The organism is Kitasatospora sp. NPDC048286, from assembly GCF_043201735.1.
GTDB lineage: Bacteria > Actinomycetota > Actinomycetes > Streptomycetales > Streptomycetaceae > Kitasatospora.
In genome coordinates, this window is the sequence record NZ_JBICZE010000012.1 from 170,748 (window position 1) to 192,295 (window position 21,548).

A 21,548-nucleotide genomic window follows, 5' to 3' on the forward strand; every position below is an offset into this window, starting at 1 on the left:
CGGTCAGGCCGGGCGGACGGCGCCCATGTAGGGCATCACGGAGATCGGCAGGACCTCGATGTTCTTGCCCGTGCGCGGGGCGTGGATCATCTTGCCGTCGCCGATGTACAGGCCGACGTGGTGCAGGTCGTTGTAGAAGAAGACCAGGTCACCGGGCTGGAGGTTGGCGCGGTCGACGTGCGGGCCGTCCTTCCACTGCTCCTCGGACGTCCGGGAGATCGTGACGCCGGCGGCGCGGTAGGCCTGGCTGGTGAGGCCCGAGCAGTCGAAGCTGGCGGGGCCGTTCTTGCCCCAGCCGTAGGGCTTGCCGAGCTGGGCCTGGGCGAAGCCGATGATGGCGCCGGCCCGGCCACTGGCCGACGGAACCGGGGCGTTCATGTCCGGGCGGTCGGCGGAGCGGGAGGCACGGTCCTTGGCGGCGGCAGCGGCGGCGGCGGCCGCCTGCTGGGCCTCGGCCTTGGCCTTCTCGGCGCTCTGCTGGGCGTTGATCTTGGCACGGTCCTCGGCGCTGAGCTTGTTCAGCGTCTCCTGGGCCTGGGCCAGCTTGGTCTGGATGTCCTTCTTCTGCTCCGCCAGCTGGGTGCCCACCGAGTCGAGCGCGGCCAGGGTGGCGGTGGCCTCGGCGCGGTCCTGGTCGAGCTTGCGCTGCTCGTCCTGGGCCTGCTTGAGCAGGTTCGCCTGGGAGTCGGAGACCTGGTTCTGCACCGCGGCGCGCTCCAGGTACGCGGACGGGTCGGAGTCGAGCATCAGCTGGACCGACGGGTCTATGCCGTTGGTGCGGTACTGGTCGGCGGCGACCGCGCCGAGCCGGGTCCGCAGCTCGTTCATCGCCTCCTGACCGCGGGCGACCTTCTCCTGGATCACGTTGGCGTCGGCCTGGAGCTGCTGCTGCTTCGCCTGGAAGCCGTTGTGCTTCTCGATCGCCTGCTCGGCCGCCTCGTTGAGCTGGTCGACCTGCTCCTTGACGGAGGCCAGGCTCGGGGTCGGCTCGGCGTGGGCGGTGCCGGAGGCGAGGACCGCGCCGCCGGCCGCCATGGCCGTGGTGACGACCGCCATGCGGGCCCGGCTCGGCGGGCTGGGCTTGCGACGTTTTCCCATGGCGGTCGCTCTCCTTCGGGGGAATCTGGGGAGGGTCCGGACGGAGCCGGGGGACGGCTCGGCCGGGGCCGGGGACGACGAAGGCAGGCAGGGCGAGCAACGGGGGGGTACCGCCCCGCCCACCTTCTTCGAAGTAACTTAATAGATGAGGGCCCGGGTTCCGCAATCCCCCTGATCATGACGTTTTGGCAGCATGACGGAACATCGATCGCGTTCCCTGCCATCGGTGTTGACCTCGGACATCGCGCCCGCCGCCGACGGCCGCCGCCACCCCCGCCGACCTGCGCCCGTCCCGCTCCCGCTCCCCCGGCTCCCCTCAGATCCCTCCACTCCCCCCTCAGCTCCCCCGTACGGCCCCCTTCCCACTCCTGGTACCCGCCGCCCCGGCCGCCGTGACACTCCCCACCTCGGAGAGTGCTCGGATCCCGGCCCGATCGAGGGCAAGGTCACACGGAATCCCCCTCCTGCGGCCCCGCGAACGGGCGCTAACCTGCGCACATGAAGGTCCCGCCCGAAGGGCTCCCCCTTGCCTCCGAGTTCCCGGCCGCGCACCGCGAGCAGTGGCAGCAGCTCGTCCAGGGCGTGCTGCGCAAGTCCGGTGCCCAGCCCGAGGACGGCGCCGCCGCCGAGCAGACGCTCACCACCCGGCTCCAGGACGGGCTGAGCGCCCGCCCGCTGTACACCGCCGAGGACACCGCCGCGGACCCGGGCTACCCCGGCTTCGCGCCGTTCGTGCGCGGCGGCCGGGCGCAGGGCTCCGCCGTGGCCGGGTGGGACGTCCGCCAGCGGCACGCCGACCCGGACCGCCGGCGCACCAACGAGGCCGTCCTGGCCGACCTGGAGCACGGCGTGAGCTCGCTCTGGCTGGAGCTGGGCGGTGCGGGCCTGCCGGTGGCGGCCCTGCCCGAGGCACTGACCGGGGTGTACCTGGACCTGGCCGCCGTGGCACTCGACGCCGGGCCCGAATTCACCGACGCCGCTGAGCAGTTGTTCAAGCTGTACGAGGAGCGCGAGGTCTCCCCCGGCTCCGCCGCCGGCAACCTCGGCGCCGACCCGCTCGGCCTCCAGGCCCGCACCGGCGACGGCGCCCGCACCGACGCGCTGCTCGCCGAGGCCACCGCGCTGGCCGCCCGCTGCGCCGCCGGGTACCCGGGCCTGCGGGCGCTCACGGTGGACGCCCTGCCGTACCACGAGGCCGGCGCCTCCCCCGCCCAGGAGTTGGGCTGCTCGCTGGCCACCGGCGTCGCCTACCTGCGCGCGCTGACCGCCGCCGGGCTGTCGGTGGACGACGCGCTCGGCCAGCTGGAGTTCCGCTACGCCGCGGACGCCGACCAGTTCCTCACCATCGCCAAGTTCCGTGCCGCGCGCCGACTCTGGGCCCGGGTCGCCGAGGTCTCGGGGGCCGGCGCGGCCGCCCCGGCGCAGCGTCAGCACGCCGTCACCTCGCGAGTGATGATGACCGCCCGCGACCCGTGGGTGAACATGCTGCGCACCACCGTCGCCTGCCTGGCCGCCGGCGTCGGCGGCGCCGACTCCGTCACCGTGCTGCCCTTCGACACCGCGCTCGGCCTGCCGGACGCCTTCGCCCGCCGGATCGCCCGCAACACCCAGGCGATCCTGCTGGAGGAGTCCCACCTGGCCCGGGTGATCGACCCGGCCGGCGGCTCCTGGTACGTCGAGCAGCTGAGCGAGGAGCTGGCGCGGGCCGCCTGGGCCTGGTTCCAGGAGATCGAGCGGGCCGGCGGCCTGGGCGCCGCCCTCGCCTCCGGACTGGTCGAGGAGCGGATCGCCGCGACCTGGGCGGAGCGGTCCGTACGGCTCGCCAAGCGGCGCGAACCCGTCACCGGCGTCAGCGAGTTCCCGCACCTGGACGAGCAGCCGCTGGTCCGCGAACCGGCCCCCGCCGGGTTCGGCGGCGGGCTGCCGCAGGTCCGCCGCGCCGAGGCCTTCGAGGCGCTGAGGAACCGCTCGGACGCCCACGCCGCCGCGCACGGCGCCCGACCGAGCCTGTTCCTCGCCTCGATCGGCACCGCCTCCGCGCACACCGCGCGCACCACCTTCGCCGCCAACCTCTTCCAGGCCGGCGGCATCGCGACGGTCTCGGCCGAGTCCGTCGACCCGGCGGCCTTCGCCGAGGCGTTCCGCGCCTCCGGCGCGACCGTCGCCTGCCTCTGCTCCAGCGACGCCCTGTACGCCGAGCACGCCTCGCCCGTCGCCGAGGCCCTGAAGGCGGCCGGCGCCACCAGGGTGCTGCTGGCCGGACGGCTCGGCGAAGTACCCGCCGGAGTGGACGAGTTCATCTTCGCGGGAGGCGACGCCGTCGCCGTCCTGACCTCCCTGCTGGACCAGATCGGAGCCGCTCGATGATCCCCGACTTCACCGGAATCGGGCTGGACGGCGGCGCCGCCGGCGCCACCGTCAACCCGGACGCCACCGACAACGCGGGCGTCACCGAGGAGCAGTGGCGGGCCGCCTGGCGCCAGTCCACTGGCAAGGACGTCGAGGAGCTGCTCTGGGACACCCCCGAGGGCATCGGCGTCAAGCCGCTGTACACCGGCGCCGACCTGGCCGGCCTGGACTTCCTGGAGACGTACCCGGGCGTCGCCCCGTACCTGCGCGGGCCGTACCCGACCATGTACGTCAACCAGCCCTGGACCGTCCGCCAGTACGCGGGCTTCTCCACCGCCGAGGAGTCCAACGCCTTCTACCGCCGCAACCTCGCGGCCGGCCAGAAGGGCCTGTCGGTCGCCTTCGACCTGCCGACCCACCGCGGCTACGACAGCGACCACCCGCGGGTCACCGGCGACGTCGGCATGGCGGGAGTCGCCATCGACTCGATCTACGACATGCGCCAGCTGTTCGACGGCATCCCGCTGGACAAGATGTCGGTGTCGATGACCATGAACGGCGCCGTGCTGCCGATCCTCGCGCTGTACATCGTCGCGGCCGAGGAACAGGGCGTACCGCCGGAGAAGCTCGCGGGGACCATCCAGAACGACATCCTCAAGGAGTTCATGGTCCGCAACACCTACATCTACCCGCCGCAGCCGTCGATGCGGATCATCTCGGACATCTTCGCGTACACCTCGCAGAAGATGCCCCGGTACAACTCGATCTCCATCTCCGGCTACCACATCCAGGAGGCGGGTGCGACGGCCGACCTCGAACTGGCCTACACCCTCGCCGACGGGGTGGAGTACCTGCGCGCGGGCCTGGACGTGGGCCTGGACGTGGACGCCTTCGCGCCGCGGCTGTCGTTCTTCTGGGCGATCGGCATGAACTTCTTCATGGAGGTCGCCAAGCTGCGCGCGGCCCGGCTGCTGTGGGCCAAGCTGGTCAAGCAGTTCGACCCGAAGAACCCCAAGTCCCTGTCGCTGCGCACCCATTCGCAGACCTCGGGCTGGTCGCTCACCGCCCAGGACGTGTTCAACAACGTGACGCGCACCTGCGTGGAGGCGATGGCGGCGACCCAGGGCCACACCCAGTCGCTGCACACCAACGCCCTCGACGAGGCGCTCGCCCTGCCCACCGACTTCTCCGCGCGGATCGCCCGCAACACCCAGCTGCTGCTCCAGCAGGAGTCGGGCACCTGCCGGGTGATCGACCCGTGGGGCGGCTCCGCGTACGTCGAGAAGCTGACGCACGACCTCGCCGCGCGGGCCTGGGAGCACATCCAGGAGGTCGAGGCGGCCGGCGGCATGGCGAAGGCCATCGACGCGGGCATCCCCAAGCTGCGCGTCGAGGAGGCCGCCGCCCGCACCCAGGCGCGGATCGACTCCGGCCGCCAGCCGGTGATCGGCGTCAACAAGTACCGGGTGGACAGCGACGAGCAGATCGACGTGCTCAAGGTCGACAACTCCTCGGTGCGGGCCCGGCAGATCGAGAAGCTGCGCCGGCTGCGCGAGGAGCGCGACGAGGCCGCGTGCCGCGACGCGCTGCACGCCCTCACCCGGGCCGCCGAGGCCGGTTCGCAGCGCGGCGGCTCGCTGGACGGCAACCTGCTGCACCTGGCCGTCAACGCGGCCCGGGCCAAGGCCACCGTCGGCGAGATCTCGGACGCCCTGGAGAAGGTGTACGGCCGCCACTCCGGCCAGATCCGTACCATCTCCGGTGTGTACCGAGACGAAGCGGGCCCGTCGGCCTCCCTCCAGCGCACCCGTGATCTGGTCGAGCGCTTCGAGCAGGCCGAGGGCCGCCGTCCGCGCATCCTGGTCGCCAAGATGGGCCAGGACGGCCACGACCGCGGCCAGAAGGTGATCGCCACCGCCTTCGCCGACCTCGGCTTCACGGTCGACGTCGGCCCGCTGTTCCAGACCCCGGCCGAGGTCGCCCGCCAGGCCGTCGAGGCGGACGTCCACATCGTCGGCGTGTCCTCACTGGCCGCCGGCCACCTGACGCTGGTGCCCGCACTGCGCGCCGAACTCGCCGAAGCCGGCCGGGAGGACATCACCATCGTGGTGGGCGGGGTGATCCCGCCGCAGGACTTCGACGCCCTCTACGAGGCGGGCGCCGCGGCGGTCTTCCCCCCGGGGACGGTCATCCCGGACGCGGCGTACGACCTGCTGAAGTCCCTGGCGGCCGACCTCGGCCACGAGCTGTGATCGCCTGATCCCATGCCTCCGCGGACGATCGACCTCGACAGCTACGTGACGGGCGTACTGGACGGCTCGCGCGCCTGGATCGCTCGCGCCGTCACCCTCGTCGAATCCTCCCGGCCCGACCACCGCGCGCTCGCGCAGCAGCTGCTCCAGCGGCTGCTGCCGCACGCGGGCGGCGCGGTCCGGGTGGGCATCACGGGCGTGCCCGGTGTCGGCAAATCGACCTTCATCGACTCCTTCGGGACGATGCTGACCGGCCGGGGCCACCGGGTCGCGGTGCTCGCCGTGGACCCGACGTCCAGCCGGACGGGCGGCTCCATCCTGGGCGACAAGACCCGGATGGAGCGGCTCGCCGTCGACCCCGCCGCCTTCGTCCGGCCCTCGCCGACCTCGGGGACACTGGGCGGCGTCGCCAAGGCCACCCGGGAATCCATGGTGGTGATGGAGGCCGCCGGGTACGACGTGGTGCTCATCGAGACGGTGGGCGTCGGGCAGTCCGAGACGGCGGTGGCCGGGATGGTGGACACCTTCCTGCTGCTCAGCCTCGCGCGGACCGGCGACCAGTTGCAGGGCATCAAGAAGGGCGTACTGGAACTCGCGGACGTCATCGCCGTCAACAAGGCCGACGGCCCGCACGAGCGGGACGCGAAGGCGGCGGCGCGCGAACTCGCGGGCGCACTGCGACTGTTGCAGGCACCCGACGCGGCGTGGACGCCGCCGGTGCTCACCTGCAGCGGGCGCGACGGGGCAGGCCTGGACGTGCTGTGGGAGCGGCTGCAGCAGCACCGCAAGGTGCTGGACGCGACAGGGGAACTCGCCGCCAAGCGCCGTGAGCAGCAGGTGGAGTGGACATGGGCGATGGTCCACGACCAGTTGTACGCGCGGTTGCACGAAAATCCCGAAGTTCGGCGTCTCTCCTCCGAGTTGGAAACCCAGGTCCGCGCCGGAACCCTTCCGGCGGGGTTGGCGGCACAGCGTCTGCTGGACGCCTTCTTCGGCACTTCCTGACAGGAGCGCAGGACCATCGCCACCATCGTGCAGGACGTCGCGATCGAGGCCGACGCGGACGAAGTCTGGGACGCCGTACGGGATGTGGGCGCTGTGCACCGGCGCCTCATTCCCGGCTACGTCCTCGACACCCGGGTCGAAGGCGACGTCCGCTACCTGACCATGCCCGGCGGCGCGGTCATCCGCGAGCTGATCGTCAGCATCGACAATGATCTGCGCCGCCTCGCCTATTCGGCGGTCGAGGGCTTCAAGATTCCGCTCACCCACCATCATGCTTCGTTCCAGGTCCTCCCGGAGGGGGTCGGACGGTGCCGCCTCGTGTGGACGACGGACGTCCTGCCCCATGACATGGCCGAGCAGGTCCGATTTCGGGTCGCCAGGGGAGCCCAGGTCATGAAGGAGACACTGGAACAGCGAACTACCTGACGGCAGAGGTTACTTCACCAAGCGAGCGAAGCCTGTGCGCCGTGCCCCACCCATGCGTGGGGCACGGCGCTTCGCCGGTTTCGGGATACTCGAACCACACCACCTTGCCCGTCTCCGCCGGGTACCACCCCCACACATCCGCGAGCGCCTCCACGAGCAACAGGCCGCGCCCGCTCGTCGCCTCCTCGTCACATTTCCCCGTCTTCGGTTCCGCCCCGCGGTCAGCCACCTCCACCCGCACCCGCCCGCTGCGCCAGCGAACGGTGACGACACACCGCTCCCCCGTGTGCAGCAGCGCATTCGCGATCACCTCACTCGCGCACAACTCCAGTTCCTCAAGCGCATCATCCGAGAGCGGCACCCCCCACTCGCGCACGATCGCCACCACCAACCGCCGCGCCGCCGGCACGGCTTCGGCCCCCGGCAACTCCCCCCACTCCAACGGCACCGGAAACCGTGCGTTGCTCAATGGACTGATCACCACGTGCACCCTCCAAGCCAGCTGGGCGTACAACTGCCAGCAAATATCCTCTTGTCGGCGTCTCGGCAGCCGCCGAGACGCCGACACACAGCCAATTCCTCACGTTCAGTAAACAATCCATCACAGCTATGAGACCATCGATCATGCGGGGCTCGCATATGGCTATGCGAGCCCCGCATCAAGCCCCTTCAGCTGGTGTGACATTGCTCGTAGCCTTGGGTGGAGTGTTGAACTGGAATTCGGAAGTCATCCGAGAAGCATCCCGAGCGAGGGACTACGGCAAGATCATCGAGCTGGCTCGAACCCACCAGCGCATGACGCAAGCCCAGTTGGGCCGGGCGTGCGGGCTGTCGCAATCAGCTATCTCCCGGTTGGAGAAGCGAGCCGTCGGCGCCTACGCCATGGATTTGCTGCTGAGAGTCTCGCAGCACCTGGAGATCCCAGCGGCTCTCCTCGGTCTCGCCGAAGCCCCGGTCCATGTACGAATCGGAACTGAGAGCGTGGAGAGACGTCAATTCCTGGGAGCCGCCGCGGCAGTTGCAGTATCCCCTGTGCTGGACATCGCCACCGGATGTATCGACGAGGTCGAGCATCAGGCCTCCTCGCTTCGGCTTGTCACGACGTCCTACCGTCGACTGGACGGATCGACGTCCTCCCGGGAACTCGCGCAGGCTGTCCGCTCACATTTGAGGTTGATTCAGGGACTCATCGGTGCAGCCGCGTCCGATGCCCATCGGATCAGGCTCGCCGCCGTCGCGAGCGAAGCGGCGAGCCTGGCCGCTTGGCTGGCATGGGACACAGGAGACAACGGGTCAGCACGCTCGTTCTACGGGGCGTCAATCAAGGCTGCCCGGTCGGGAGCGCATCCGCTCCTTGCCGCCTATCAGACGGGGAGCCTCGCACAATTCGAGGCTCACGCCGGCAACGGGGCCATGGCTCTCAACCTCGTAGAGCGAGCTCGAGGTCTCCTGCAACCTGGCTCCCCCACCGTTGCCGACGCGTGGCTGTCCTCAGTGGAGGCCCTCGGACACGCAGCTTCAGGTGATCAGCGTAGTTGCGATCGCGCATTGACACGCAGCCGAGCAGCGGTTCATGTCAACGCCGATGGAGAACCGCCTCCTTGGCCATGGGTTTTCACCTTCGACGAGGCCAAGGTTGACAGCTTCAGAGTGACCTGTAGCGCCCACCTCGGGCTCCCCAGGTGGGTTTCGGGTAACTCTGGCCCCGTTCTCGCCACTGGTCATGCGAAGCAGCGCGCGCTCCTGATGTTGGACCTCGCGGCAGGCCAACTCGCCGCGGGACAAGTCGAAGCAGCATTCGCGATCGCGACGGAGGCGCTGAAGACCGGCCTCCAGTACCGCTCAGGGCGAATCGTCGATAAGAGCCGCGCGCTTCGACGGTCGTTCAGCTCCTCCTCACCGCCCAAGGCAGTGCGGGACTTCGATGACTGCCTTCACGGCGTCTACCTCTAGGGAAGGAATTCGATGCGAATCGGCATCACGGGCCACCGAGGGCTGACGACCGAGCTGGAGGCACAGGTCCGGCAGCTCCTCGAAGACGCGCTCCCGAACGCGGCCTCCTCCACCATCACCCTCGTGTCCTGCATCGCAGACGGGCCGGACTCGTGGCTGGCGGAGATCGCGCTCAAGCGAGGCGCACAGCTGGAGGTCATCGTCCCGGCCGACCAGTACCGGGATGGCCTCCCCGAGTGGCACCACCCTACCTATGACCGGCTGTTCGACCGCGCCACCGCCGTCCATCGCACCGGCCACCTGGAGTCCGAAGAAACCGCCCACCTGGCAGGAGGTGAACTCCTTGTGGACCACATCGACAAGCTCTTCGCCGTGTGGGACGGCCTGCCGGCCCGCGGCCAGGGCGGCACGGCGGACGTGGTCGCGTACGCCCGGCAGCGCGGCGTGCCGATCGAGGTGATCTGGCCGAAGGGAGCGCGCCGATAGCGAGGGTCAGACGGGACGCGCCGCAGCAGCCGCATCGATGCACAACTCGGCGGTCAATTCCCCCTCTTCAACTCCAACCGCCAGATCACGCGCTTGAAACTGACCAGCACACCACCGCCACGACTAGGCTCGCCCTCATGCTCCGATCCGTGGTATTCGATATCGGCGAGACCCTGACCAGCGACACCCGCTACTGGACGGACTGGGCCCATTGGTTAGGCGTTCCGCCCCACACCATGTCGGCACTCGTCGGCGCCGTGTTGGCCGAAGGCCGGGACAACGCGGACGCCATCCGACTCATCAAGCCGGATGCCGACATCGCCGCCGAGTGGCGCGCCCGACAGGCTGCGGGTCAAGGCGACTACCTCGACGAGTCCGACCTCTACCCGGATGTACGGCCGGCGCTGTCGCGGCTGCGGGCTGCCGGCTTGTGGGTCGGCATCGCGGGAAACCAGAACGCGCAGGTCACACGTTTGCTGCGAGACCTCGCCCTGCCCGCCGACGACATCGCCACCTCGGGCGAGTGGGGTGTCGCCAAGCCGAGCCCGTTCTTCTTCGACAAAGTGAAGGAGTGGGCCCCAGGCGCCCCACACGAGATTGTCTACGTCGGCGACCACCCCGCCAACGACATCAGCCCGGCACACAAGGCCGGCCTCCATACTGCCCACGTCCGCCGAGGGCCGATCGGCCTCACCACTGGAGCCCCGGAGGCGGACTGGACCGTGAACTCGCTCACGGAGTTGGCCGAACTCCTCATTGGCGCATAGCGAAAGCCTCCTCCTGCTCCGGAGAGGCACTACAACCGGCGCAGCACATCGCGTCGCAGTACGTCCGTGAACACATTCGGGGCCGCCCGCTGACCACCTCCTCGCCGAGGGACTTCCGCAAACCGATCTACGGCCTCCGCCACGACGCGCCGCCGCAGTTCACTCCCTGGCCTGGGAATCTCCCCGAACGGCCCCGCACGCTGCCCTTCAGGCTGCATCCTGGTCCTCCGCCGAACGAGAGGGAGCCCTCCATGCAACTCAAGTTCCTCGGCACCAGCAGCGAAGACGGGAAGTGCCCGACGCTCTATGAAACGGAGACGGGTGACATCGTCGTTCAGGGATACCGTCTGACCGATCCCGAGGCCCTCGCCCAACTGCGGGACGTCCTGCCCGGGGAGACGTTCGTCGTCGTTCCCCGTGACCTCCTCACCCGCTTCGTCCCCAAGGACTGAGCATGGCCTACATCAGCGATGAACAGTTCGACCACTTCTTCGGCGAGGGATTCGCCCACACTGCATGGCGCCTGGAAAGCCGGCGGGGCTACGCCTCGGATCGACAGGCTCCCGGCTTCCAACGGTGGGTCTGTGGCGAGGACCCTCAAACGGATCCGCAGCGGCCCTGGTGCCGGAACATCACGACTCAGGTCGCGGCCGGGAAGCGTGTCGAACGGGTGCGGATCGCGGACGACCCGCTGACCGACGGGCAGGCCTACCTTCTCGCTGTCGGATGGGCCAACGTCCAGGCAGGGGAGGACATTCGACACCTACAGCGCGCCACAGCACAGCAGCTCGAACTTCCGGACCGCGACTTCTGGCTGTTCGACTCCGCATCGCTGTTGGAGATGCACTTCGACGCGGAGGACAACTACCTCGGGGCGGAGCTGATCGAAGACCTCAGCGCGGTCCTGGAAGCATGCCGAATCCGGGATCGAGCCTGGAAGCATGCCATCCCCCGGGCGGAGTTCGCCGACGAGGTGCCGTCCCAGGCGTGAGCGACTTCCAACGGGCTCGCGAGGCGCTCGGCGCTCGGCTTCAAGGGCTGCGCGCCGATGCGGAGCTCACCGGCCGGGAGCTGGCGGGCCGATTGGGCTGGCCCCACTCGAAGATCAGCAAGCTGGAGAACGGTCGGCAGACCGCCACAGGCGCCGACTTGGCCGCGTGGGCCGAGGCAACCGGTCACGCAGCACTGGTGGTCTCGCTCCAGAACGACCTCTCCGGTCTGGAGACGCACTACCGCTCCTGGCGCCGCCGCCTGTCCGGTGGTCACCAACACGCCCAGCGGGAAGCCGGCACGGAGGAACGCAACGCGCGGGTCGTCCGGGCCTACGAGCCAACCGTGGTGCCCGGATTGCTCCAGACACCCGACTACGCTCGACACGTTCTGCTCGCCGCTGCCGCGCTGCATCAATCGCCCCGGGACACGGACGAAGCCGTCCGCGAACGGATGCGTCGCCAAGAGCTGCTGTACGAAACGGGCCGACGCTTTCGATTCATCCTCTGGAAAGGAGCGCTGCACGCCCGCGTCTGCCCTCCAGGGGTACTTCGGTCACAGCTCGACAGGCTCTGCGGCCTGATCGGCCTGGACACGGTGAGCATCGCCGTCATCCCGTTCTCCGCGACACTTCCGCTGTCACTTCGGCATGGTTTCTGGATCCACGACCGGTCCTTCGTGACCGTCGAGACGATCAATGCCTCGCTACATCTCGACGAACAAGCGGACGTTGCGCTCTATCTCCGGGCATGGGAACTATACGAACAGGTGGCTGAAACCGGAACGGATGCGTACCACGTTCTCGCAGCGGCACGCCATGCGTTGGAGGCCGCCTGAGAAGCGTCGGGAACCAGCCGCCGGTGTCCGAGAAACCGCGAGAAACACGAACCACGGACCGGCGAGGTTCCCCCTACCGTCCTGTCATGACAGAGCTTCCCGCTCTGCGCCAGCCGTCACAGGCAGGAGGAGTAGAACCATGGCCACTCCGTTCCCCAAGCCCCCGCGTCCCCCGGCGCCGCCGGGGCCCGGGCCGGACATGCCGGTGAGCGGACCGACCGGCAGCAGCACCACGACGACCATCACGACCAAGTAGGAGACTCCCATGGGATGGGGCCTCGGTAAGGGCGGAAACTCCGGCGGAAGCTCCGGCGGCGGCAGCGGAGCCAACGACGGCGGTCAGGGCAAGCACGCCGGCGGCAACAAGGACTTCAGCACGAGCAAGTCGAGCCAGGACACCTCGTCCGGGTCGAAGACCGGCAAGCACGGCAAGGGCGGCGAAAAGGACAAGTGACACCTCAGCTGAGTGTCTGTGAGCAGGCCGCCATGCGCGGCCTGCTCCACACGGTCTCCCACTTCCTCGGCCATGAGGTGGCCGCGGAGTGGCGCATGGCCGCCGAAGCGGCCCCTCGACACCGTTTCCTCCCCAACCGAATCTGGCTGAGCGGCGACGACAATCGTCTCACTTCGTGCGATCGTGAACACGAGCCGGATCGTTGGTTCGCCGCCGCCTATGCGGACAAGCCGGTGGTAACGCAGATCAACGACGGAGAGGAGCAGGACGGCCCCGATGGCCTGCCTTCGTCCTCCGCTTCCGCCCCGTCGATCGTCTTCCGAATGCTCGAACTCCTGGACCTCTCACCGGGGATGCGAGTACTGGAGATCGGAACCGGAACCGGTTTCAACGCTGCTCTTCTCGCCCACCGGCTGGGCGATGCCAATGTCACCACGATCGAGATCGACCCCGCCATGGTCGAACTCGCCCGGTCAAACCTCAAGGCGAACGGCTACGCCCCCACCGTCGTCCACGGTGACGGAAGCCTGGGGCGAAGCATCAAAGCGCCCTACGACCGCGTTGTGGCGACGTGCTCCGTCAAACGCATTCCCTACGCCTGGATCAACCAGACCCAGAGCGGTGGAACCGTACTCGTTCCGTGGGAGAGCCCATGGATCTGCGGCGGCCTACTCCGTCTCACCATCGACGACGATGGAACCGGCACCGGTCGCTACATCCCCGAGAGCGCCTTCATGCTGATGCGCACCCAGCGCCTCGACCTCCGGCTCTTCCGCGATGTCGCCCTGGAAGAGCATGTGCCGACCGAATCCACGACCATGCTCAACCCATGGGCCGTCGCAGACTCCGCCTTCGAGACCCAGTTCGCCCTCGGCCACCGCCTCGGCGACCTCTGGTATGCCTGGCACCAGAACCCCGACGTCGAGAATGTGGCGACCCGCCTCTGGGTGGCCACGACCGACGGCGGCTCCTGGGCAGCCGTCGACTGGGACGGCACCGAGGAGGCCCAGCAGTACGCGGTGTGGCAGCACGGCCCACGGCAGGTCTGGAACGAAGTCGAAGCCGCTCACCAATGGTGGCTCGACAACGACCGTCCCGGGCCGGATCGGTTCGGCTTGAGCGTTACCCCCGAAGGGCATATCGCCTGGCTCGATCACCCTGCGAACGGGTGGCCACTGCAATAGGTGATCGCCCTCGGGCCGCCCGGCGCGGCCCGAGGGCGAGTGCCGGTCGGAGGAGAGCGGAACTGGCGGTGCCGCGGTCTCATTCTCTACCGGCTCCGAAACGTTCCAGGCGTCCAGGCACTCGATGGACGCGCCGCATACCTCTGGAGTAAACCATGGCAGGTGATCAACCGAGCTCGTCTGGCACAAGAGAGGACTGGCGCCGGGTACGAAGCTTCCTGAACGAGCAACGCTTCGCCTTGACCATTCAACTCCTGGCTGAGAGCACTATGGAGAATCTGGTCCCAGGAACGCCCCTGTTGGCCCGGCCCCACTGGATCCCGGAGCAGCCGGTGCCATTGGAGCGCGTCCGGCTGCGGTGGCAGCCGGACGGGCCGAATGCCCTCCTGGACGGGAGCGAGCCGGAGCTCGACCACATCCGGCCTCGTCGGGCGGACGGCGCCTCGTACCGCTACTACGCGGATGCTTTGCGGGATCTCGCCAAGCCCAAGGTGTTCGAAAACCGTGGCTGCTACCGCCTCTTGGACGTCGATGCCTCCACCGCCGAACCCGTGCTGACCTTCGGGCGCGGGCAGTACTTCGACGTCATCAACATCTGCGAGGCCGTCGCCCACGAATACGCGTCCGCCGTTCTGGCAGGCCCGGACCGGCACACGCCGTTCCGGGCCGCCATCGCCGATCCGACCGACCTCACGCGCCGCCCCGTCATGGCCGCGACCAGCACGCTCACCATCCGGCACGATCGCCGCACCGACGAGGCGGAGTTCGTCCTCCACTGGCGCGACCCCGAGAAGGTCGCCAGCGGCGGCGGCCTCTACCAGGTCATGCCAGTCGGGATGTTCCAGGCCTCGCACGACGCACCATGGAACGAGGCCAACGACTTCGACCTGTGGCGTTCCATCCTCCGCGAGCTGAGCGAGGAACTCCTCGGCGCCAGCGAGGACTACGGCAGCGACAAGTCCCCCATCGACTACGCCTCCTGGCCCCTCAGCGAGAAGCTCACCGCTGCACGCGAGGACGGCACCCTACGCGTGTTCTGGCTGGGCCTCGGGATGGATCCGCTGACCTACGTCACCGACATGCTCACCGTGGCCGTCTTCGACGCCGAGCTGTTCGACGAGACGTTCCGGCGGATCGTCTCCAGCAACGAAGAAGGCCGTCGGGTCGGGCTGGACGACGCCACGGGTCGCTCGACCGGCATCCCCTTCACCGCGGATCAGGTGGATCGCCTCACCACCACGGAGCCGATGCAGCCCGCCGGTGCGGCGCTCCTTCGCCTGGCCTGGCGGCACCGGAACGTACTCCTGCGGCCCCTCGACGCCGGATAGGCGACCGTCAGGTGCACGAGGCCGACAGCATCCCGTGTATGAAGGCCGCGAAGGAGGCCGCGCCTTCGTGGACGCCCTCGTGGGTCTCGGCGACCTCGTAGGTCTTGCCGCCCAGTTCGGGCGGGGCGATGAAGGAGTAGATGTAGCCCTGGTGGGCCATGAAGACGACGCAGCCGTCGAGGGACTCGCCGGGGGCCGCTTCCGTCAGGATCTCGCGGGCGCTCTCCGTGATGCCCAGGATCTCCGGGAAGGCGTACGTCTCCCCCCGCAGCGCGTGGAACCCGCCGCCGCCGGCGAGGGCCAGGAATTCGCGGTAGTCCTCGGGGAGGGGAACGCCCTGGTCCTCCTCGATCAGGGCGATCTGCTCCGGGGTCAGACCGACCGCCCCGTTCAGTGATCCGGGGAACGCGTCCAGAATCCTTGCCATCGCACCCATGGGTCTCGCACCTCGGAACGTCGTGGGTCGCCCTCGAACAGGCGAATGTACGGGACCATCGTGCCGGAAGAGCCCTGGTCAGGGGCCGCCGGGCAGATCCGGCCCGGCGGCCCCGTGGTTCCCGGGCTACCGCAGCCTCTGCGGCACCGAGCGGCTCGGCCGGACTCCCCTGCCCGCCCGTGGAGGACGGCCCAGTGGAGGACGGCCCAGTGGAGGACGGCTCAGCGGCGGGCGGAGACGGCCTGCCGGGTGCGGCGGGCGAGGCGGTGGGCGTGTTGGACGGCGACGAAGCCCTGCATGGCGCCGGCCAGGGTGAGGCGGTACTTGAGGCGCAGCTGGGGGCTGAGGCCGGCCACCTGCCCGGGGCCGATGGCCCGCAGGAGGCGGCTGACGTGCTGCTGGTAGGCGGCGCGGTAGGCGTGGTCGCCGTCGGGGACGGTCCAGAAGAACATCGGGATCTCCTCGACCAGGCAGTTGCGGTCGTAGGTGTGCAGGTGGTCGGCGAAGACGGGCTCGGGGCGGGCGAGCAGCCATTCGCGGACGAGTTCCATCGAGCGGACCCGGTCGACCAGTCCGCGCGGGTCGGTCTTCTTCTGGGTGATGGAGAGGTCGCCGTCCTCGCGCACGCGCCAGTGGTAGATCGGGTCGGCGAGCACGTCGACCTTCTCGGCGAGGAAGTGGTGGGGCACGCTGACCGGGGCGTCCTCGTACAGGATGCCCTCGGGGTAGAGCAGGCCCGCGCCGTCGAAGAAGGTGCGCCGGTAGACCTTGTTCCAGGCGGTGCGGTCGGTGACCAGGGCGGGCAGTTCGCTGACGTGGGTGCGCAGCCGGGTCTCGTGGAACGGGCGGCGGTGGCCGTGCGAGGGGGTGAGGCCGGTGGTGCGCAGCCGCAGGGCGTTGCCGGCGGCGAAGTCGGAGCCGGTCCCGTCCAGGGTGTCGATCATCAGCTGGTAGGCGTGCGGCGGAAGGGTGTCGTCGCTGTCGACGAAGGCCAGGTACTCGGTGCCGGGGGTGAGGTGGCGCCAGCCGGTGTTGCGGGCGGCGCCCAGGCCCTGGTTCTCCTGGCTGACCAGCCGGAAGCGCGGGTCCTGTTCGGCGTGGGCCTTGGCGATGGCCGGGCCGTCGTCGGTCGAGCCGTCGTCGACCATGACGCACTCGAAGTCCCCGAAGGTCTGCGCCGCGATCGAGTCCAGGCACTCCTGGAGGTAGCGCTCGACGTTGTAGATCGGGACGACGAGGGAGAGACGCGGGGCCATCGGGCGCCCTTTCGCTCAGCGGCGGCAACCGCGGCTGCGGCGACGGCGGTGGCGGCGGCAGCAGCGGCGACAGCAGCGGACAGGGCCGGGAGGCCGTTGCCGGCCGGTCACCGGCGGTGGTCCGAGCGAGCGTAGGGAGGGCACGCGACCGGCAGGCGAACGGCGGGTGGCTTACGGCCTGCGGCGGGGTGCACCGGCTGTGTCGGGCGTCAACTCCCGTACAGGACAAGCACAGCAGGGGACGGCCCCGGACCGCCCGACCGGGCCGGGGCCGGCTGTCACCCGACGGGGATCAGGCGCTCTTGACGGCCGCGAAGCGGTCCGACACGTCCTGCCAGTTGACGACGTCCCACAGGCGGGTGACGTAGTCCGGGCGGACGTTGCGGTACTGCAGGTAGTAGGCGTGCTCCCAGGCGTCGAAGGCCAGCAGCGGGGTGGTGTTCTGGCCGACGTTGCCGTGGTGGTCGTAGACCTGCTCGACGATCAGGCGCTGCCCGAGCGGCTCCCAGGACAGGATGCCCCAGCCGGAGCCCTGGACGCCGGTGGTGGCGTTGGTGAGCTGCTTCTTGAAGGCCTCGAAGCTGCCGAAGTGCTCGGTGATGGCGTCGGCCAGCTCGCCCTCGGGGCGCTCGCCGCCCTCGGGCGAGAGGTTCTGCCAGAACAGCGAGTGCAGCACGTGGCCCGACAGGTGGAAGGCGAAGGTCTTCTGCAGGCCGACCAGGCCGCCGAACTGCTCCTTGTCGCGGGCCTCGGCCAGCTGGTCGAGGGTGTCGTTGGCGCCCTTGACGTACGCGGCGTGGTGCTTGGAGTGGTGCAGCTCCAGGATCTCGGCCGACATCGCCCGCTCCAGCGCGGAGTAGTCGTACGGGAGGTCGGGAAGCGTGTAGGTGCCCATCAGGACACGGCCCCTTTCGGCGGGTTGAACCGCGTTGGACGGCGGTGGAGGTGGTGATCGTGCCGGAACAACACTATTGCGTATGAGTTGCAAGAACGAAGCATGGGCTCCTGCTTATTCCTCACATCCCGTCGGGCACAATGGTCGTCGTTCCGTGTAATGACCGACAAGGGTGAGTGACTGTGACAGGGTCGCCGGTAGTACTGGGCATCGAGTCCTCCTGCGACGAGACCGGCGCGGGCCTGGTGCGCGACGGCGTGCTGCTCGGACAGGCGGTGGCCTCGTCGATGGACGAGCACGCCCACTACGGCGGGGTGGTGCCGGAGATCGCCGCCCGGGCGCACGTGCACGCGATGGCGCCGGTGGTCCGGGAGGCGCTGGACCGGGCCGGACTCACCCTGGCGGACGTCGGCGCGGTCGCGGTGACCGCCGGCCCCGGACTGGCCGGGGCGCTCCAGGTGGGCGTGGCCGCCGCCAAGGGGTACGCCTTCTCGCTGGGCGTCCCGCTGTACGGCGTGCACCACCTCGCCGGGCACGTCGCCGCCGCCACCCTGGACGGCGGGCCGCTGCCCGACCCCTGCGTGGTGCTCATCGTCTCGGGCGGCCACACCTCGCTGCTGCTGGTGCGCGACCTGGCCCGGGACCCGATCGTCCACCTCGGCGACACCCTGGACGACGCGGCCGGCGAGTGCTTCGACAAGGTCGCCCGGATCCTGGGACTCCCCTACCCGGGCGGTCCGGCGATCGACCGCGCCGCGCGCGAGGGCGATCCGACGGCCGTCCGGCTGCCGCGCCCGCTGACCGGGCCGCATGACGACCCGTACGCGTTCTCCTTCTCCGGCCTGAAGACCGCGGCCGCCCGCTGGGTCGAGGCGCAGCGCGAGCCCCGGGTGCCGGACGCGGCGGCCGCGCTGCAGGAGGCGATCGCGGACGTGCTGACCCGCAAGGCGGTGCGGGCCTGCCTGGACCACGGGATCGGCACCCTGGTGGTGGTCGGCGGGGTCGCGGCCAACTCCCGGGTGCGGGCGCTGGCCGAGCAGCGGTGCGCGGCGGCGGGGATCGCGCTGCGGGTGCCGCCGCTGCGGCTGTGCACCGACAACGGCGCGATGGTGGCGGCGGTCGGGGACCTGCTGGTCCGCGCGGGTGCGGAGCCGGCTCCGGCGGACCTGTCGGTGGATCCGTCGGCGCCGCTGGAGTTCGCGGCGCTCACGCCGTCGGCACGGTCGGGCGGCTGACCGACCGTCCGTCCGTCCGTTTCGGCGACGCGCCGCCCGACGACGCGTTCCGGTGGCGCGCCCGACGACCCGCCACGACGCGCCACGACGAGGCGCTCTGACACGCGTTCCGACACGCTCCGGCAACGTTTCGGTCTCGCCGACCGGCAATCCGTTCTTGGGGGCTTCCCTCCGCGTTCAGCCTTGTGCCATTTTACATGTCACACAGCAAGGCCCGTGCGCCCCACGCAGCACGGCCGCCCCCACCTCAACGGCCCCGGAGGCCCCCACAGATGCGTCCCTCCTCGATAGCGAAGGACGGCGTGCGCAGGCTCCCCGCGCTCGGCACCGCCCTCCTCCTCTCACTCGGCCTGTTCGCGTCGGCCGCACACGCCACCGAAGCCCCCTCGGCCACCCCGGCCGGCAAGCCCGCCACCTCGGCCGGGAAGGCCACACCCCGCACGATCCCCGTGCCCAAGTCGCCCGACACCCCGCAGGACGACCGCCCGCTCGCCTCGGACCCGCAGGCCAAGGCGACCGCCCCGACGGCGGGCAGCACCGTCGGCGCCGCCAAGTCGGCCCGGTCGCTCGCGGCCGCCGCCGCCTGCGACGTCTCCGCCTTCACCGGCAAGTCCGGTGCCGCGCTGGTCCAGCAGGTCAAGGGCTCCGGGCTCGACTGCGTCAACACGCTGTTCCAGCTCACCGGCAACGACGCCAAGGGCGCCTTCAACGAGGCCCAGATGGTCACCGTCGCCAACGCCCTGCGCGACACCGCCGCCACCTACCCCGGCGACAACTCCACCTCGGCCGGGCAGCTGGTGCTCTTCCTGCGGGCCGGGTACTACGCGCAGTGGTACAACAAGGACGCCGTGGGCGCGTACGGCGACAGCCTCAAGACCGCCATCCGCGGTGCGCTGGACGCCTTCTACGCCGCCCCGCACAGCAAGGACGTCACCGACGCCAACGGCGCCACCCTCGCCGAGGCCGTCACCCTGATCGACAGCGCCCAGGAGAACGCCCGCTACACCGGCGTCGTCAAGCGGCTGCTGAACGACTACACCGGCAGCTGGCCGGCGGCGATGACCACCGCCGTCGCCAACACCGAGACCGTCATCGAGCGCGGCTTCGACCTGCCGGAGTTCGTCTCCGCCCTCCAGGCCGACCCGTCCTTCGCCACCACCGCGTCGTCCTTCGTCACCCGCAACAGCGGCCTGATCAACGGCGGCGACCTGGTCACCAGGATCGGCATCCAGCTCGGCAACCTGGTCGCCCACGACGAGCTGCGCGCCCAGGGCCGGCCGATCCTCAAGGACCTGATCAACCGCTACCCGCTGGTCGGCAACACCGGTCCGCTCACCATGAACCTGCTCTGGTTCACGGAGAAGAAGGACGAGGGCAACTGCTCCCTCTACGGCACCTGTGACGTGCCCGCCAAGCTCGTCCCGCTGGTGCTCACCGTCGACCACACCTGCAACGCCAACCTGCGCATCCGTGCCCAGGAGATGACCGCGCAGCAGCTCGCCGACACCTGCACCAGCCTGATCAACCAGGACGCGTTCTTCCACAAGATCGTCAAGGACAACGGCCCGGTCGCCAACGACAACAACACCAACCTCGAGGTCGTCGTCTTCGACGACTACTACAACTACAGCCTGTACGCCTGGGAGATGTACAAGATCGAGGTCGACAACGGCGGCATGTACGAGGAGGGCGACCCGGCCAAGGCCGGCAACCAGGCCCGCTTCATCGCCCACGAGGCCTCCTGGCTGCGGCCCCAGTTCCAGATCTGGAACCTCAACCACGAGTACACCCACTACCTCGACGGCCGCTACGACATGTACGGCGACTTCGAGGCCGGCATGACCACCCCGACCATCTGGTGGGTCGAGGGCCTCGCCGAGTACGTCTCCTACAGCTACCGCGGCCAGCACTACGACGACGCCGTCGCCCAGGCCGGCAAGGGCACCTACGCGCTGAGCACGCTGTTCGACACCACCTACGACAACTCGGACTCCACCCGGACCTACAACTGGGGCTACCTGGCGGTCCGCTACATGCTCCAGTCGCACCCGGACGACGTCACCGCGGTGCTCGCCAAGTACCGCGCCGGTGACTGGAACGGCGCCCGCACCCTCCTGAAGACCACCATCGGCACCAAGTACGACGCCGACTTCGCCACCTGGCTCAAGGCCTGCGCCGCCGACAACTGCGGCACGCTGCCCACCGAGCAGCCCAAGGCCCCGCTCTGCACCGCCGCCGACACCCGGCAGTTCGACAAGAACTGCCGCCGCGACGGCGTGGCCGCCACCACCGGGAACTACAGCTACAGCTTCCTGTACCTGCCGGCCGGCGTGCAGCAGCTGACCATCACCACCAGCGGCGGCACCGGCAACGCCGACCTGTACTACAACGGCGGCGCCTGGGCCACCACCGGCTCCTACAAGGCCAAGTCCACCAACGGCGACAACGGCGAGACCCTCACCATCGCCAACCCGCCGTCCGGCTGGGTGTACTTCAGCCTCTACGGCCAGCAGGGCTTCGGCGGCGTGACCGTCACCACGACCTACAACTGATCACCGCGCTCGACACCTGACCGTGCTCGACACCTGACCGACCGC

General features: G+C 69.7%; 20 protein-coding genes. 15 read left to right on the plus strand and 5 right to left on the minus strand.

Annotated elements, in window-relative coordinates; translation table 11 throughout:
- Positions 1 to 3: 3 nt before the first annotated feature.
- On the minus strand, positions 4 to 1,098 hold the full coding sequence (locus ACGF13_RS27765; protein WP_392880011.1) for an NlpC/P60 family protein: 1,095 nt from the start codon (positions 1,096 to 1,098) through the stop codon (positions 4 to 6).
- Positions 1,099 to 1,596: 498 nt separating this feature from the next.
- Here ACGF13_RS27765 and ACGF13_RS27770 point away from each other — a divergent pair, with 498 nt between their 5' ends.
- The 4 genes from ACGF13_RS27770 to ACGF13_RS27785 are packed head-to-tail and all read left to right on the plus strand — an operon-like array spanning position 1,597 to position 7,130.
- On the plus strand, positions 1,597 to 3,465 hold the full coding sequence (locus ACGF13_RS27770; RefSeq protein WP_392880012.1) for a methylmalonyl-CoA mutase family protein: 1,869 nt from the start codon (positions 1,597 to 1,599) through the stop codon (positions 3,463 to 3,465).
- On the plus strand, positions 3,462 to 5,699 hold the full coding sequence (gene scpA, locus ACGF13_RS27775) for a methylmalonyl-CoA mutase (protein WP_392880015.1): 2,238 nt from the start codon (positions 3,462 to 3,464) through the stop codon (positions 5,697 to 5,699). The genes ACGF13_RS27770 and scpA overlap by 4 nt, the downstream gene beginning before the upstream one ends.
- Before the next feature lie 12 nt (positions 5,700 to 5,711).
- The gene (gene meaB / locus ACGF13_RS27780; RefSeq protein WP_392880018.1) at positions 5,712 to 6,704 is read left to right on the plus strand and encodes a methylmalonyl Co-A mutase-associated GTPase MeaB; all 993 of its coding nucleotides are present in this window, start codon (positions 5,712 to 5,714) and stop codon (positions 6,702 to 6,704) included.
- A gap of 27 nt (positions 6,705 to 6,731) precedes the next feature.
- A complete protein-coding gene (locus tag ACGF13_RS27785; protein ID WP_392880020.1) occupies positions 6,732 to 7,130 on the plus strand; it encodes an SRPBCC family protein in 399 nt (132 codons plus the stop codon).
- Here ACGF13_RS27785 and ACGF13_RS27790 read toward each other — a convergent pair.
- Complete coding sequence (locus tag ACGF13_RS27790) at positions 7,123 to 7,644, minus strand: ATP-binding protein (protein WP_392880023.1); 522 nt, start codon at positions 7,642 to 7,644, stop codon at positions 7,123 to 7,125. The genes ACGF13_RS27785 and ACGF13_RS27790 overlap by 8 nt on opposite strands.
- A 191-nt stretch (positions 7,645 to 7,835) precedes the next feature.
- Between ACGF13_RS27790 and ACGF13_RS27795 the strand changes: the two genes are divergently transcribed.
- From ACGF13_RS27795 to ACGF13_RS27835, 9 genes are all read left to right on the plus strand, one after another.
- Positions 7,836 to 9,083 (plus strand): helix-turn-helix domain-containing protein, encoded by a 1,248-nt coding sequence (locus ACGF13_RS27795; RefSeq protein WP_392880025.1) that lies wholly within the window; start codon positions 7,836 to 7,838, stop codon positions 9,081 to 9,083.
- Between the two features lie 12 nt (positions 9,084 to 9,095).
- Positions 9,096 to 9,569, plus strand: a complete 474-nt coding sequence (locus ACGF13_RS27800; RefSeq protein WP_392880027.1) for a hypothetical protein — start codon at positions 9,096 to 9,098, stop codon at positions 9,567 to 9,569.
- A gap of 137 nt (positions 9,570 to 9,706) precedes the next feature.
- Positions 9,707 to 10,336, plus strand: coding sequence for an HAD family hydrolase (locus ACGF13_RS27805; protein WP_392880030.1), 630 nt, complete (start codon positions 9,707 to 9,709; stop codon positions 10,334 to 10,336).
- Between the two features lie 251 nt (positions 10,337 to 10,587).
- The gene (locus ACGF13_RS27810; RefSeq protein ID WP_392880032.1) at positions 10,588 to 10,788 is read left to right on the plus strand and encodes a hypothetical protein; all 201 of its coding nucleotides are present in this window, start codon (positions 10,588 to 10,590) and stop codon (positions 10,786 to 10,788) included.
- Positions 10,789 to 10,790: 2 nt separating this feature from the next.
- A complete protein-coding gene (locus tag ACGF13_RS27815) occupies positions 10,791 to 11,327 on the plus strand; it encodes a DUF6879 family protein (RefSeq protein WP_392880034.1) in 537 nt (178 codons plus the stop codon).
- Positions 11,324 to 12,163, plus strand: coding sequence for a helix-turn-helix domain-containing protein (locus ACGF13_RS27820; RefSeq protein WP_392880037.1), 840 nt, complete (start codon positions 11,324 to 11,326; stop codon positions 12,161 to 12,163). The genes ACGF13_RS27815 and ACGF13_RS27820 overlap by 4 nt, the downstream gene beginning before the upstream one ends.
- Positions 12,164 to 12,428: 265 nt before the next feature.
- Positions 12,429 to 12,617 (plus strand): hypothetical protein, encoded by a 189-nt coding sequence (locus tag ACGF13_RS27825; RefSeq protein WP_392880040.1) that lies wholly within the window; start codon positions 12,429 to 12,431, stop codon positions 12,615 to 12,617.
- A gap of 32 nt (positions 12,618 to 12,649) precedes the next feature.
- Positions 12,650 to 13,801: a methyltransferase domain-containing protein gene (locus tag ACGF13_RS27830; protein ID WP_392880043.1), complete on the plus strand. Its 1,152-nt coding sequence runs from the start codon at positions 12,650 to 12,652 to the stop codon at positions 13,799 to 13,801.
- Between the two features lie 269 nt (positions 13,802 to 14,070).
- Complete coding sequence (locus ACGF13_RS27835) at positions 14,071 to 15,129, plus strand: XRE family transcriptional regulator (RefSeq protein WP_392880046.1); 1,059 nt, start codon at positions 14,071 to 14,073, stop codon at positions 15,127 to 15,129.
- A gap of 7 nt (positions 15,130 to 15,136) precedes the next feature.
- Here the strand turns inward: ACGF13_RS27835 and ACGF13_RS27840 are convergent, their stop codons facing one another.
- From ACGF13_RS27840 to ACGF13_RS27850, 3 genes are all read right to left on the minus strand, one after another.
- On the minus strand, positions 15,137 to 15,556 hold the full coding sequence (locus ACGF13_RS27840) for an SMI1/KNR4 family protein (protein ID WP_392880049.1): 420 nt from the start codon (positions 15,554 to 15,556) through the stop codon (positions 15,137 to 15,139).
- 230 nt (positions 15,557 to 15,786) lie between these two features.
- Positions 15,787 to 16,821 (minus strand): glycosyltransferase family 2 protein, encoded by a 1,035-nt coding sequence (locus ACGF13_RS27845; RefSeq protein WP_392880052.1) that lies wholly within the window; start codon positions 16,819 to 16,821, stop codon positions 15,787 to 15,789.
- Between the two features lie 292 nt (positions 16,822 to 17,113).
- The gene (locus tag ACGF13_RS27850; RefSeq protein ID WP_392880054.1) at positions 17,114 to 17,716 is read right to left on the minus strand and encodes a superoxide dismutase; all 603 of its coding nucleotides are present in this window, start codon (positions 17,714 to 17,716) and stop codon (positions 17,114 to 17,116) included.
- 182 nt (positions 17,717 to 17,898) lie between these two features.
- Here ACGF13_RS27850 and tsaD point away from each other — a divergent pair, with 182 nt between their 5' ends.
- Positions 17,899 to 18,951: a tRNA (adenosine(37)-N6)-threonylcarbamoyltransferase complex transferase subunit TsaD gene (gene tsaD / locus ACGF13_RS27855; protein WP_392880057.1), complete on the plus strand. Its 1,053-nt coding sequence runs from the start codon at positions 17,899 to 17,901 to the stop codon at positions 18,949 to 18,951.
- A 302-nt stretch (positions 18,952 to 19,253) separates the two neighbouring features.
- Positions 19,254 to 21,503 carry a collagenase gene (locus ACGF13_RS27860; protein WP_392880059.1) on the plus strand — a complete coding sequence of 750 codons (2,250 nt, stop codon included), beginning with the start codon at positions 19,254 to 19,256 and terminating at the stop codon, positions 21,501 to 21,503.
- Positions 21,504 to 21,548 lie beyond the last annotated feature (45 nt).